The organism is Paenibacillus agaridevorans (assembly GCF_018604145.1).
Classification (GTDB): domain Bacteria; phylum Bacillota; class Bacilli; order Paenibacillales; family Paenibacillaceae; genus Pristimantibacillus; species Pristimantibacillus agaridevorans.
Genome location: NZ_CP075889.1, coordinates 6,577,597 through 6,590,564 on the forward strand (window position 1 = coordinate 6,577,597; position 12,968 = coordinate 6,590,564).

Here is a 12,968-nt window from a genome sequence, read left to right on the forward strand (position 1 = left end):
TCATACCCGCTTTCATCTGGGCTCTTCTATTCGCATACGCGCCTATGGCGGGATTGTACATGGCCTTCGTCGACTTTCAGCCGACGCTCGGCAACTTCTGGTCGTCCTTTTTCGGCAGCGAATTCGTTGGATTCGAATGGTTCTCCTATTTCTTCAACGGCAGCGATTTCAAGATGATCATGCGCAATACGCTGGTATCCAGCGTGCTCACGCTCCTTCTCGGATTTATCGTGCCGATCCTGCTTGCGCTGGCGCTAAATGAGGTGCGCAGCCAGGCCTTCAAGCGGATTGTCCAGACGGCTTCCTATATGCCCTATTTTATTTCGTGGGTCATCGCTGCCAATATATTCGTCGCCCTGTTAGCATCCGAAGGCGCTGTAAACGAACTGCTTCAGCTCGTCGGACTGACCAAAGAAAGCATCCCGTTCCTGCAAGAAGGCAAGTACTTCTGGGGAATCGTGTCGGGAGCCAACACGTGGAAGGAGATGGGATACAATTCGATCATTTATTTGGCGGCCATCTCTTCCATCAATCCCGATCTGTACGAAGCGGCCAAGGTAGACGGAGCCGGCCGAATCAGGCAGATGACTTCCGTAACGCTGCCCCTGCTGCGGCCGACCATCGTCATTTTGCTCATCTTGTCGGTGGGCAATCTGATGAATACCGGCTTCGACCAATATTATTTGCTTGGCAATTCGCTTAACAGGGAGTATTCCGACGTGCTCGACACCTATTCGTTCCGGTACGGTCTGCAGAACAGCATGTTCTCTTATGCCGCCGCCGTTGGCCTGTTCAAGTCGGCCGTCGCGTTCCTGATGGTGCTTGCGGTCAATTCGATCGCCAGGCGCATGAACAGCAACTCATTATTCTAAAGCAAAGGAGTCCACAGGATGACACGAGACCGGATACTGAGTCTGACGGGCAATACGCTGCTTTACGGCTTATTGAGCCTCGTTTTTCTCGTCACATTTTTCCCGTTCTGGCAAATTTTCATTCTGTCCATCAACGACGGCACGGATTCCTTGCGCGGAGGGTTCATGCTCTGGCCGAGGGAATTCAGCCTCGATAGCTACGCCACCGTCTTTTCCAACCCGGAGATACTGACGGCGATCCGGACGACCGTGCTCCGCACCGTTCTCGGCGTTCCGTTGACCGTCGCATGCATCGCGATGCTGGCCTATGTGCTCAGCAAACGAACGTTGGCGGGCAGTCGATTTTTGAATCTGTTTTTCATCTTTACGATGTACTTCAGCGGCGGACTTATTCCGACCTATATGGTCATCAAGTCGCTTCATCTGATCGACAACTTTCTTGTTTTCCTACTTCCGGGACTGATCAATATTTTCTGGATGATCCTGGTCCGCACCTTCATGGAGCAGTTGCCGAAGGAGATCGAGGAATCGGCGGAGATTGACGGCGCGAACGACATTCGCATTTTCGTCCAGGTGATCCTGCCCGTCTGCGTGCCCGTGCTGGCCACGATTACGCTGTTCGCGGCAATCTTCCATTGGAATGCCTGGTACGATTCCTACATCTATACGTACAAGCCGGATCTTAAGACGCTGCAAGCCGTGCTGGTCAAAATACTCAACCAATACCAGACAGGCGACATGCTTTCGCAAGCACAGCAGCTTGCCAACGAAAACAAGCGCATTCCCGTTACGGGCGAGAGCATTCGAATGACCGTCACGATGGTCGCGACGCTGCCTATCATCCTTGTCTATCCGTTTCTGCAGAAATTTTTCCTTAAAGGCATGCTGCTAGGCGCTGTTAAAAGCTGAAAGTGCGAGTTCAAAAAGTTCGGTTCTCAGTACCGAGAAGATTGGATGAAGCTAGAACCTGAGGAGCGGAGCGTAGTGGAAGCTACGTGAGCACCGGAAGGTTCGGCTGAATTCAATATTCGACGTCGAGTATGCTTCTTGGATTACTCCGTAATGGGAAGCGGACTTTTTGAACAACCTCTAAAAGCTAAATTTTACACCAAGGGGAGTTATGACAATGGCTAAAATTACATTTATCGGGGCGGGAAGCTCCATCTTCGCAAAAAATATATTGGGAGACTGCATGCGGACGCCGTCGCTGGCCGACGCGCATATGGCGCTGTTCGACATCAACATGGAACGGCTGGAGCAGTCCGAGAAAATGCTGCAAAACCTGAATCAGAATCTCGGCGGCAAAGCGACGATCAAGTCCTACACGGATCGCAAGGAAGCGCTTCGCGGCGCGGATTACGTCATTAACGCCATCGCCGTCGGCGAGCTGATCCCGACGATCATGTCGGACTTCCAGATTCCCGAGAAATACGGCTTGCAACAGACCGTCGCCGACACGCTTGGCATGGGCGGCTTGTTCCGCGGGCTGCGCACGATCCCGGTCATGGTCGATATCGCTCGCGATATGGAGGAAGTGTGCCCGGATGCCTGGTTCCTCAACTACACGAATCCGATGGCAATCGTGACCGGGGCCATGCTGCAAGCGACAGGAGTTAAGACCGTCGGACTGTGCCACAGCGTCCAAACCTGTGCCAAGGAGCTGCTGGAGGGACTTGGCATGCCGCATGACAATGTCCGCTACAAGATCGCCGGCATCAACCATCAAGCTTGGCTGCTGGAAGTATCGAGGAACGGCATTGATCTTTATCCGGAGATCCGCCAGCGGGCAGGGGCGCGCACGGACCGTCATACCGATATGGTACGATACGATTACCTGAAGCTGTTCGGCTATTACGTTACCGAGTCCAGCTCGCACGGCTCCGAATACGTGCCGTATTATCACAAACGCCAATATCCGCACTTGAAGGAACAATATACGCTGCCGACGGACGGATACAAAAACTGGGGCAGAGGCAAAGCCGAATACTGGCATGAAGTAAACGCGATGATCGACAACGCCAATCTGACCCACGAGCGTTCGCACGAATACGCCTCCTACATCATGGACGCGATGGAAACGAACGTACCGTTCGAGATCGCGGGCAACGTGCTCAATACGGGCGGCCTGATCAGCAATCTGCCCCACAACGCCTGCGTGGAAGTGCCATGCATGGTGAACGGCAACGGCATTTTGCCAACGCGGTTCGGAGCGCTTCCGCCGCAATGCGCCGCATTGAACCAGACCAACATCAACATGCAGCTGCTGACGATCGAAGCGGCGCTTACAGGCAAGCGCGAGCATGTGTATCACGCGGCCATGCTGGATCCGCATACGTCTTCCGAGCTGTCGCTCGACGACATCGTGGCCATGTGCGATGAGATGTTGGAAGCGAATCGCGATTTCATCACGATTAAATAATGATTCCGGGGAGGGTCTACACATGAAAAAGAGAACAAAAGCCGTCGCGCTAACGATGGTATCCGCCATGCTTCTGCTTTCGGTATCGGCATGCTCCGGCGGCAAAAACGAACCGTCGAACGGAAACGGCAATACGCCGGGCGACAGCGGTCCGATTACGTTGACTTTTTTCGATAAAAATACGGGAGATCTGTTTACGAATCCGGTCGCCGAGGAAATTACGAAGCGCACGGGCGTCAAGATCGAGATCCAACAGCCGACGGGCGATCCAAGCGAGAAGCTGAATTTGATGCTGACCAGCAACACGTTGCCCGACATCGTGCTCATGGACCGGCGCAGCGATATCGTAAACCGCTACATTGCGGCCAAGGCGATTATCCCGCTAAACGATCTGATCGACCAGCATGGCCCGAACATTAAGGAAATGTACGGCGACGTGCTCAACAAGAGCCGACATTCGGACGGCAACAATTATTATTTAAACAACTGGTACGGCATGGACCCCGATCCGGGCTGGAGCTTTAACATGCGCGCCGATATTTTGAAGGAGCTGGGCTACGGGGACCGCATCGAAAGCGGAGAGAGCTTTACGCAAGAGGAATTCGTCGATCTGCTCAAGCAGTTCAAAGAGAAATACCCGCAAGTCGACGGCAAATCGTCGATCCCGCTAACGTTCAATGCCGACCATATGCCGACGGTAGTCGGCACGTTTAAAGCGATGTTCGGGATGAAATCCTACTACGAATCGGACGGCCAAATCGGTCTGGAGGTTCGAGAGCCGCGCTATAAAGAAATGATGGGATTCATCAACGATCTGCAAGCTTTAGCTCTTCTTGACAACGAATGGGCGATCAACAAAACGCAAATCTTCGATCAGAAGGTGTCCAGCGAGCGCGTATTCGCCGTCGGCGGCGGCGAGCCGCTGGAGCCGAACCGTTTGCTCCGCGAGAAGTACGGCGAGGATACGGATAAGCAATTCCTCGCGTTTAAGGTGACGGCGCCGGGCGTCGATCCGTCCGCGACGACGTACGGACCGCGAAGCTCGCTCGGATGGGATGCCATCGCCATTACGGCGGCCAACAAACATCCGGAGCAAACGATCAAGTTTATGGATTTCCTGGCGAGCGAGGAAGGCCAATATTTACTCATGTGGGGCCTGGAGGGCGAGCATTGGGAGATGGTGGACGGCAAACACAAGCCGTTCCCGGAAGTGCTGCAGGGCTTTAAGGACAACTGGAACGAATATTCCAAGCAGACCGGCATCCGCAAGTGGACGTGGTTCGTCAAAAACGGCAACGGCTCCGACGGCACGCCGCTCGATCTCGTAGCGAAATACGAGCGCAACGCATATAACCAGCATGCCATCAAGTCCATGAAGGACTCGACCTGGGATACGGCGATCTACGACAATCTCGGTCCGGGCGGCGGCACGCCGGATGCCCTGAACGAGCAGAAAATCAAGGACTTGCTGTCTCAAGGCTTCACCCAGCTGGCTTACGCCGAGAGCAAGGATGAATTCGAAGCACTCTACGCCAAGCTAATGAAGGATCTCGAAGACAACAACGCGCCGCGCATCGAACAGATTTATACGGAAAATTATAAGAAACAAATGGAGCTGTGGAAATGAGAAAGCCATGCTAACGAAACCAAGCCGCTTGGAAGAAAACTCTTCCAAGCGGCTTGGTTTTTGGCTTGCTTTGCGAACCATCCTATCTCTACCTTCCTACCTCCTATTACTCCATCGCAAGCCCGCCGGTTACCGGCGTGTAGGTTCCCGTAAGGAATCGAGCGGCATCTCCCGCGAGGAAAGCAACGACCCCCGCCACGTCTTCCGGCTCGGCGATCCGGCCAAGCGGGGTGAAGCTGCCGATCATGCGGCTTTCCTCCTCGGAGACCATCAGGCTATCATCGGATTTAACGAAGCCGGGAGCGACGACGTTCGCCGTTATCCCATAGGGCCCGAATTCCTGCGCGATATATCGGGCAAAGGCATCCAGCCCTCCCTTCGCCGTGCCGAATGCAATATGCCCGGGGACAGGGTCCTTGCCTTCCGTTCTGGACAGATAGACAATCCTGCCGGATTGTTGTGCCATCATCGTCGGGATAACAGCCTTCGTGGCGTAAAAAGCCAGTTTCAATTCATCCGTCAACTGTCGTTCGAATGACTCCCAAGAAAGCTCGGCAAAGGCGGCGGCATTACCCCCCCTGTCGGCATGGCATACAAGAACATCGATACGTCCAAGCTCCTTCTTTACGATCGCCGCAAGTTGTTCCATCCGCTCTTCGCTGCGAGCATCTGCATGAACCGCAATGGCCTCCCCGCCATTTGCGATAATTTCGTTGGCGACGGATTGAGCAGCCTGTTCATGACCGAAGTCGTGAACGACAACCCTTGCGCCTTGTCTTGCCAACTGGATGCACGTCGCTCTCCCTATCCCCCGGGCGCCGCCTGTCACAATCGCAACTTTCCCGCTCACAGACATCCTGTTCAACCCCTTTCCCATTCGCTATCGCTTACCCTTCATCCGATACATTATACTGCTCTGCAATATCCAGCGCGGCCTGCCTCACCTTGGCAGCAATAGAAGCAGGCTCAAGCACAATGGCGTCCGTCCTGTAATGAAGCACCATCCCGATCAGCCAGTTCTCGTTCGAGCAGGTCGTTCGTACAATAATTTTTCCATCCGGCAACCGCTCAATATCCTTCTCGTCGAACCGGTTCATCACAAACACGGCAACCGAAGCCTGGAACTGAAGCGTAACCGGAATACCCTCGCGCCTCTCCGGCGCCGCCCACCTGTCATTCAATTGCGCAAGCGAGTCCGATCGGCGAATAAAGGTGTCGGCTTGTACATGGAGCTCCCGAATCCGCGACAGCTTAAAGATCCGATAATCGCCGCGCAGTCGACAATAGCCGTAAAGATACCAGGAGTAAGACTTCATCACAAGCACCATCGGCTCCACCACGCGCTCTAGTTCCTCTCCTTTTCTGCTCGTGTATTTAAATGTCAGGAGCTTCCGGTCCTTAATGGCTTGATGAAGCGTATCATACCGCCTCTGGTCCTCCTCGCTATTTTTCCAAGGGGTGAAATCAATCTGAATACTTTCTCCTTCTCCTGCCCGACCTTGCTCAGCCTGCGCAACCATTGCGCCTACTTTGCCGAGAAGGCGGTCCATAATGGAGCGGTCATAGGCCTTCGTGGACTCAAGACCGCGGAGCGCGGCGGACAAGGCGGTCAGTTCATCAAAGGACAGCAGCTGCCGATCCAGCCGGAAGCTGTCCATAATTTCGTAACCGCCCTCCATGCCCGTATAGGACACGATGGGAATGCCGGCTTGACCAAGCGAATCGAGATCGCGATAGATGGTGCGCAGCGAAACCTCAAGCTGGTCCGCCAATTCCTGCGCTTGTATTCGCTTCCGATTGAGCAGCAATATCGTAATGGTCATTAACCGTTCCAGCTTCATCGTTATCTCTCCTATGCCGGCATGCTGTTTCTCGCCGATCTATAAATTTAGTGGGCGGTTGCGAATTCCTCTCCTTCGGCAGCCGGCTCCATCTTGGCTTTCGTCATTAATAATGCAGCAATCAGCGCCAATACAGCGGGGATGAGGCTCCATGCGAAGACGGTACCTATAGAGCTCGACAGCCCTGCTGTAATGGTATCAAGCAGCCCGGCATCGACGGATTGGCGGAATGCCGGATTGAGCAGCGAATGGGGATCGCTTAGGTTCAAGTCGGCCGGTACAGCCACGTCGCCTTTGCCAAGCGTTTCGGTGAGCTTCGAAAGCAGGCTATGGCTTTGCACAATGCCGAAGATGGTAATGCCGAGCGCCATGCCGAGCGAGCGATTGAAATTTAAGGTCGAGCTTGCTGCCCCGCGCTGCGCCGGAGGGAACGAATCCATAACGGCGGTGCTAAGCACGGAGAAGGAAGCGCCAATCCCAAGACCGATCAAAATCATAATCATCGTAATAGAAAGTCGAGAAGATTCTACCGTAATTTGCGAGAGAAGAGCAAGACCCGTCAGAAGCAGCGCCAGCGTCCCGATCATAATGGTGCGGTATTGCAGCTTCGTCATCAGGAATCCGCCAAGCGTGGCCGTAACCACCGAGCCCACCATCATCGGCAGTAAGGTCAATCCCGAATTGGAAGCCGAGCCTCCAAGCACGCCTTGCACGTAGATCGGTATAAAGATCGCCGCCGTCATGTACGCCGCGCCGCTAAGCATCGCGACCAGGTTGCTCGTCGTGTATAGTCTGCTGCGGAACAGGCGGAACGAGATAATTGGCTCTGCGGCCCTCTTTTCGACCACGACCAGCAGTAGAACAAGCACGACGAAACCTGCGAACAAACCGAGAATTTGCGGCGAATCCCATGCATACGTTTTACCGCCGAGTTCAAGTCCGAGCATAAAGCAGACGATAGCGCCCACGAGGAGTACGGAACCCGCCCAGTCGATTTTTTGCCTGGCGTGTATCGCCGATTCTTTGTAAAACAAAGCGATCGCCAGCAATGCAATAAAGCCCAGCGGCAGGTTAATGTAGAAGATCCATGACCAATCGAGATGGTCGGTAATGTATCCGCCCAGCAACGGGCCTACAACGCTCGACAGTCCGAACACGGCGCCGAACAACCCCATCATCTTGCCGCGCTCCTTCGGCGGCATGACGTCGAACAGGATCGTGAAGGCGATGGACACCATCGCTCCGGCCCCGACGCCTTGCACAGCTCTATAAAGGCTTAACTCGACGATGGATTGCGCCATACCGCATAATGCCGAGCCGATCATGAACACGATGATCCCGAAGATGAAGAAACGTTTGCGCCCATACATATCGGACAGTTTGCCGAAGATCGGCATGCACGCCATCTCGGCCACCATATACGCGGTAGTGACCCACACGAACTTGTCGAGCCCTCCCATCTCTCCAACGATCGTTCCGATCGACGTTGAAACAATCGTGTTGTCCATGGATGCCATCAAAATAGCTAGCAGCAGCCCTCCGACGATTACTCCCAGTTTGTTTGTCATACGTTCCCATCCCTTTCTTGTACCTTAAGAATTGATTGGCTAACAATCATCTATGAACATCTTAAGCTACCCTTGTTGACAACAGTGTGTCAGGGAGGAATGGCTTAATTTCTTTTTCTTGAGAAAAACCGTCAGGATAGATCATCCTGACGGTCCTTTTTGTGCTAGAGCCAGAAAGAAGCAACAGCGTCACTCCTGTCTGTTCGTTCTCTCGAATAAGAGGAAAAACTCCATCTAATACCCTTGTTTCCACCCGTTCTTGCTCTTTAGAGGGAAACCTCTAATTCTGGCCGAATCGCTGTTTTCGGGTTGAACCACCCAATTAATGGGAGGTTTTCCCTCTATGCGGAGCCGATATTCCGATTTTTCCAGATTAAAGGGGGATTTTCCCTCTATTTTCCGATGCGATTTACGAGGGGTCTTTTGGAAATGAGCGACCTTAAGCTTTGCAAAGCCCTATGGCGGCAGAACGTGAACAAAGCGGGATTGTTGACCAAACCAAACAGGTGTGCGGAACTGAGAGACGTTATATTCGCCAAATCAACGGTTTCGGGTACCCTTACAGAAATGAGCGTTCTTATTCCAACTCAATCGCGCTTCATCCCCCTTATTATCAACCAATAAAGTCTCTGAGTTCCGCTAGCCCTGCCGTTTCCCTCCATTCGCCGAAATAAGATCTCTGTGTTCCGTTGTCGCTATCGCGCACGTACGCACGCCGTAGCGAAAGCGACTGAACTCGTGCCCCGCCTCGAAATTTTATAAATTCTATGATTATGAGAAAAGGGCTACCCGATGTCCGGATAACCCCTCTTAGAAGTTAGGGTTAGTTCATTGCTTCTAGCAAATTCAAGATCATAACGATCGCTTCCGCTCTTGTTTTTGCTGTCATCTGCGGCGCAAATCCCGCAACTTCAAGCATATTGGGTAAATCGTTACCAATCGGTTCCTTTAACTGGACTTTAGTCATTTGCTGACTCCGTACGTTAAGCTCCACATTCATCTTCGACATGAGATGCAAAGCTCCCCATACCGTATCCCGATAAGCACAAAGCACAATAGGCGCATCATCCCTGCTCACGGCTTTATACCCGTCTCGCGGTCTCTCCTTCGCAGAACGGTCCGGCAATGCGGATATGCTCCCAGGGCTCGCTCCCGTTGGCGAGCCGCCATAGCAGCTTGTCCGCCGCCTTATAGCCGGTCTCCCGGATAAGCAGCTCCGGCCGGCTAAGACCAGGTACGGCGGCTACCGGGCCGTTGGCCAGCCCGATGACGGAGAGCCCCTCCGGCACGCGATACCCAAGTTCGTCCAAATGGCGGAACAGCCTCTCGATATCCTCGTCGATACCGGCAATGATGGCGGTAGGCTGTACTTCATTCAGCTTGTCCTGCAAGGCTTCGGCGTCCCAATCTCCGGTTAGCTGCGATTCAAGACCGCAAACCAGTCCATGCTCGCCCATCATCTCCTGAAATGCCTGCCAGCGCCTAGCAAACCCCCGTTGACTGCCGATGTCGCCCACATACATAATACGCTTGTGACCCAGCCGGACCAGCCTGTCGACGGCCATGCAGACAGCTTCGTAAACGTCCCAGATGACGCTGTCGAGCTCCGACAATGGCCTGGGATAGTTGATGAGCACCTTCGGCAGCGACAGACCGAAGAGCTTGCGCTCCGTCGTATCCGACAGCAGCCTGGGAGCAATGAACAAGCCGTCTGCCGTAGGCAGGCTTATGCGCTCCAGCCACTCTTCGAATGCGCTGTCGGACAAATCTTCATCCAGCGTATGACACTCCAGTCGGTGGTCCAGCAGCTCAAGCCGCCGACGCAGGCCTTCGGCCAGCAACGTGTTGTAATTCGTCGATTGCCGAGACTGGATAAGCGCGAAGCGCAGCTGGAAGGTCGGGTACGGCGCGATGCCCCGGCTGGCGAGCTCCCTCGCCTGGGCTACGGTCAGGTAGCCGCGCCTATACGCCGTGCGGGCGATCCGGGCCCGGGTCTCCTCGGACATGCCGGGCTTGCCGGCCAGCGCCTTCGATATGGTCTGTATGGACAGGCCGAGCTCGGCCGAAAGATCATGCAGCGTAACCGTCTTGCGCGTTCCCATAGCGAGTTCCTCCTTGCGTTCGGCAGCCGTGGACGACTACCTGCAAATATCCGAATCGTACGCAAGCCCGCTTAACCCGGCCGGCCCGTCTCCGCTGCGAGAGACCGACATCATTTTTCGCGACAGGGTACAAGCAGCGTAAACATTGTCTCCTCTATTTTAAACTAAAGTTAAACTACTTTTGAAGCCATATACTCCCTATACTGAAGGTACTTTCGAGGGAGGGATAACGGATGAACAGAATAGATGCGGATGTGGTGGTATGCGGTGGCGGTCCGGCGGGCATTAACGCGGCGCTCGCTGCTGGAAGGACAGGCGCGAAGACGGTGCTGATCGAGCGTTACGGCTTTCTCGGCGGCATGTCGACGGCGGCGCTCGTCTATCCGTGGATGACGTTTCATACGACGGGGGGCAAGCAGGTAATCGCAGGCATCGCGCAGGAGATCATCGACCGGCTGATGGCGGAGAGTGCTTCGCCCGGCCATGTTCGCGATACGGTCGGCTTCGTGCGGACGATAACGCCGTACGATCCCGAAGTATACAAGGTGCTGATCGTCGACATGCTGCGGGAGGCAGGCGTTCAGGTGCTGCTGCACAGCCTCATGGACGAGGCCGTCGTCGAAGGCGACCGGATCGTCGCGGTGAGACTGGCCACCAAATCCGGCAAATACGAGGTGGCTGCGAAGCAGTTCGTCGATGCGACGGGCGACGCGGATCTCGCCTATTTGTCAGGCGTGCCGTGCTTGCAGGGCCGCGACGGCGACAGCTTGACCCAGCCGATGACGATGAAATTCCGCATGCGCGGCGTCGATCTCGCCAAGGTAAAGCGATACATGATCGATCACCCGGATGAATTTTACAAAAAAACGCCGTTCGACGAGCTGGAGCAATTGCCGTTATCCGGCGTGCTGGGCTACTTCAAGCATTGGCAGGATGCCGAGCTGCCCATTAACCGCGACCAGGTGCTTTTCTTCACCGGTCCGGGGCCGGATGAGGTGCTTGTCAACACAACTCGCGTACAGGGGCTGGACTCGACGAAGCTGGAGGATCTGACGGAAGGCGAGATTCAGGGGCGGAAGCAGGTTCGCATGGTGGCCGACTTCATGACCCGCAATCTGCCAGGCTTCGAGAACGCGTCCATCTCGTCGGTCGGGGCGCAGATCGGCGTTCGCGAAAGCCGCAGAATCGACGGCCAATACACGCTGCAAGTCGATGATGTCGTGAGCGGCCGAACGTTCGACGATTGCATAGCGCGCAGCGGGTATCCGATCGACATTCACGATCCGTCCGGCAAAGGCGTGCAGGCCGCATGGGTGCTGGGCGACGGCGCCTATGACATCCCGTATCGCTGCCTTATTCCGAAAGGCATCGGCAATCTGCTCACGGCAGGGCGCTGCATCTCGACATCCCATGAGGCGCTGGCGACAACGCGGCTTACGCCAAGCTGCATGGCGACGGGCCAAGCCGCGGGCACGGCCGCCGGCATGGCTTCGGCGCAAGGCATTTCGCCGGCCGAGATAAGCGTCGCGCAGCTTCAAGAGCGCTTGATCCGGGACGGGGCGCTGCTCAGCAGCGAACAGTCGTCGATTTACAGCGTGATTTGAGCATAACTGCGTAGAAACGCCGCCTCGACCGAGGCGGCGTTTCTTTTCTCTCTATCTTATTCGGCTTGCGGCGTTGGAGCAGGATGTGCTTTCACATATTCCAGTACGTTAAAAATTTGCTCCGCGGCTTCGGCACGGGAAATCTCGCCTTTGGGATCGAAGTTCCCTTGGTCATCCAGCTTAGCGACCTTATAAGCAATCGCTCGTTGAACGGACCCTTCGTAATCGATGGTCAGTTCGGCGCTGTCGGCAATCTGAACAGGCGCAAGCTTAATCTTTGGAAGATCGAAGTGAGCTTCGATCGTGCTGATCAGTTGATGAGTGAACTCTTCCCGGGTCCATTTCTGGTCAGGGTCCAGATCGGCCGGCAGTTGAACGCCATTCACGCTTGCCGTAATTAGCGCATTCGCATACCACGCTTCATTGTTCGCGTGCTCATAATAGTCCGTCGCTTTCGGTTCGACCTGGAATCGGACGAGAGCCAGATTCAAATCCGCGGCGTTCACAATCAATTGAATGCCTTGTGCCGCTGTGATCGTGTCATTCGGTGCAAACAATCCGCTCGACACGCCCTGGACGATGCCTTCGCTTTGCAAGGATTCGATTTTATCTTTAATGGCAATATTCGATATATCCGAGAAAGGGGATGAAGCCGCAAAGCTTTGACCTGCGAACGTTAAAGATAGCGCCGCAACCGTAGAAAGAGTAATCATCTTGAATGTTGTTTTCAATGTTCTCACCTCGTAAAGTTTTGGAATTCCGCGATAAAGTATTCGTTCGTTGATTAGACTTCCGGCAATCTTGATTGCCTGTCATTGTCCTCACACGATAAATACAATCGAGAAGCCTGTTATTTTTCACGATTCCAAAATTTTTTTCCGTACGGTGCATACACGTTCGATACAATCGGCTGCGCTTGACAGAACCGGGGTTTA

At 54.4% G+C, this 12,968-nt stretch carries 11 protein-coding genes; 5 read left to right on the forward strand and 6 right to left on the reverse strand.

Annotation, left to right across the window (positions count from 1 at the left end):
- Positions 1 to 59: 59 nt before the first annotated feature.
- The 4 genes from KJW29_RS26345 to KJW29_RS26360 all read left to right on the forward strand — a co-directional run bounded on the left by KJW29_RS26345 (position 60) and on the right by KJW29_RS26360 (position 4,918).
- Positions 60 to 872, forward strand: a complete 813-nt coding sequence (locus KJW29_RS26345; protein ID WP_246608392.1) for an ABC transporter permease — start codon at positions 60 to 62, stop codon at positions 870 to 872.
- A gap of 18 nt (positions 873 to 890) precedes the next feature.
- Entirely contained in the window at positions 891 to 1,781 is an 891-nt protein-coding gene (locus tag KJW29_RS26350; protein WP_214626875.1) for a carbohydrate ABC transporter permease, read from the forward strand.
- A 217-nt stretch (positions 1,782 to 1,998) separates the two neighbouring features.
- Positions 1,999 to 3,291, forward strand: a complete 1,293-nt coding sequence (melA, locus tag KJW29_RS26355; RefSeq protein WP_214626876.1) for an alpha-glucosidase/alpha-galactosidase — start codon at positions 1,999 to 2,001, stop codon at positions 3,289 to 3,291.
- Between the two features lie 22 nt (positions 3,292 to 3,313).
- Positions 3,314 to 4,918 (forward strand): extracellular solute-binding protein, encoded by a 1,605-nt coding sequence (locus KJW29_RS26360; RefSeq protein WP_214626877.1) that lies wholly within the window; start codon positions 3,314 to 3,316, stop codon positions 4,916 to 4,918.
- A gap of 106 nt (positions 4,919 to 5,024) precedes the next feature.
- Here the strand turns inward: KJW29_RS26360 and KJW29_RS26365 are convergent, their stop codons facing one another.
- From KJW29_RS26365 to KJW29_RS26385, 5 genes are all read right to left on the reverse strand, one after another.
- On the reverse strand, positions 5,025 to 5,774 hold the full coding sequence (locus KJW29_RS26365) for an SDR family NAD(P)-dependent oxidoreductase (protein WP_214626878.1): 750 nt from the start codon (positions 5,772 to 5,774) through the stop codon (positions 5,025 to 5,027).
- Positions 5,775 to 5,805: 31 nt separating this feature from the next.
- Positions 5,806 to 6,759 carry a helix-turn-helix transcriptional regulator gene (locus KJW29_RS26370; protein WP_214626879.1) on the reverse strand — a complete coding sequence of 318 codons (954 nt, stop codon included), beginning with the start codon at positions 6,757 to 6,759 and terminating at the stop codon, positions 5,806 to 5,808.
- A 47-nt stretch (positions 6,760 to 6,806) separates the two neighbouring features.
- The gene (locus KJW29_RS26375; RefSeq protein WP_214626880.1) at positions 6,807 to 8,327 is read right to left on the reverse strand and encodes an MDR family MFS transporter; all 1,521 of its coding nucleotides are present in this window, start codon (positions 8,325 to 8,327) and stop codon (positions 6,807 to 6,809) included.
- An 823-nt stretch (positions 8,328 to 9,150) separates the two neighbouring features.
- Positions 9,151 to 9,453 (reverse strand): hypothetical protein, encoded by a 303-nt coding sequence (locus KJW29_RS26380; protein ID WP_214631458.1) that lies wholly within the window; start codon positions 9,451 to 9,453, stop codon positions 9,151 to 9,153.
- Positions 9,410 to 10,429: a LacI family DNA-binding transcriptional regulator gene (locus KJW29_RS26385; RefSeq protein WP_214626881.1), complete on the reverse strand. Its 1,020-nt coding sequence runs from the start codon at positions 10,427 to 10,429 to the stop codon at positions 9,410 to 9,412. The genes KJW29_RS26380 and KJW29_RS26385 overlap by 44 nt, the downstream gene beginning before the upstream one ends.
- Positions 10,430 to 10,662: 233 nt before the next feature.
- Between KJW29_RS26385 and KJW29_RS26390 the strand changes: the two genes are divergently transcribed.
- On the forward strand, positions 10,663 to 12,033 hold the full coding sequence (locus KJW29_RS26390) for an FAD-dependent oxidoreductase (protein ID WP_214626882.1): 1,371 nt from the start codon (positions 10,663 to 10,665) through the stop codon (positions 12,031 to 12,033).
- Between the two features lie 56 nt (positions 12,034 to 12,089).
- Here KJW29_RS26390 and KJW29_RS26395 read toward each other — a convergent pair whose 3' ends face one another.
- Positions 12,090 to 12,764: an S-layer homology domain-containing protein gene (locus KJW29_RS26395; protein ID WP_246608393.1), complete on the reverse strand. Its 675-nt coding sequence runs from the start codon at positions 12,762 to 12,764 to the stop codon at positions 12,090 to 12,092.
- Positions 12,765 to 12,968 lie beyond the last annotated feature (204 nt).

Bases quoted from the DNA above. Each gene is read 5' to 3' on its own strand.
- KJW29_RS26345 (WP_246608392.1), top strand. From the start codon at position 60: ATGGCCTTCGTCGACTTTCAGCCGACGCTCGGCAACTTCTGGTCGTCC.
- KJW29_RS26360 (WP_214626877.1), top strand. From the start codon at position 3,314: ATGAAAAAGAGAACAAAAGCCGTCGCGCTAACGATGGTATCCGCCATG.
- KJW29_RS26365 (WP_214626878.1), bottom strand. From the start codon at position 5,774: ATGTCTGTGAGCGGGAAAGTTGCGATTGTGACAGGCGGCGCCCGGGGG.
- KJW29_RS26350 (WP_214626875.1), top strand. From the start codon at position 891: ATGACACGAGACCGGATACTGAGTCTGACGGGCAATACGCTGCTTTAC.
- KJW29_RS26385 (WP_214626881.1), bottom strand. From the start codon at position 10,429: ATGGGAACGCGCAAGACGGTTACGCTGCATGATCTTTCGGCCGAGCTC.
- melA (WP_214626876.1), top strand. From the start codon at position 1,999: ATGGCTAAAATTACATTTATCGGGGCGGGAAGCTCCATCTTCGCAAAA.
- KJW29_RS26370 (WP_214626879.1), bottom strand. From the start codon at position 6,759: ATGAAGCTGGAACGGTTAATGACCATTACGATATTGCTGCTCAATCGG.
- KJW29_RS26375 (WP_214626880.1), bottom strand. From the start codon at position 8,327: ATGACAAACAAACTGGGAGTAATCGTCGGAGGGCTGCTGCTAGCTATT.
- KJW29_RS26390 (WP_214626882.1), top strand. From the start codon at position 10,663: ATGAACAGAATAGATGCGGATGTGGTGGTATGCGGTGGCGGTCCGGCG.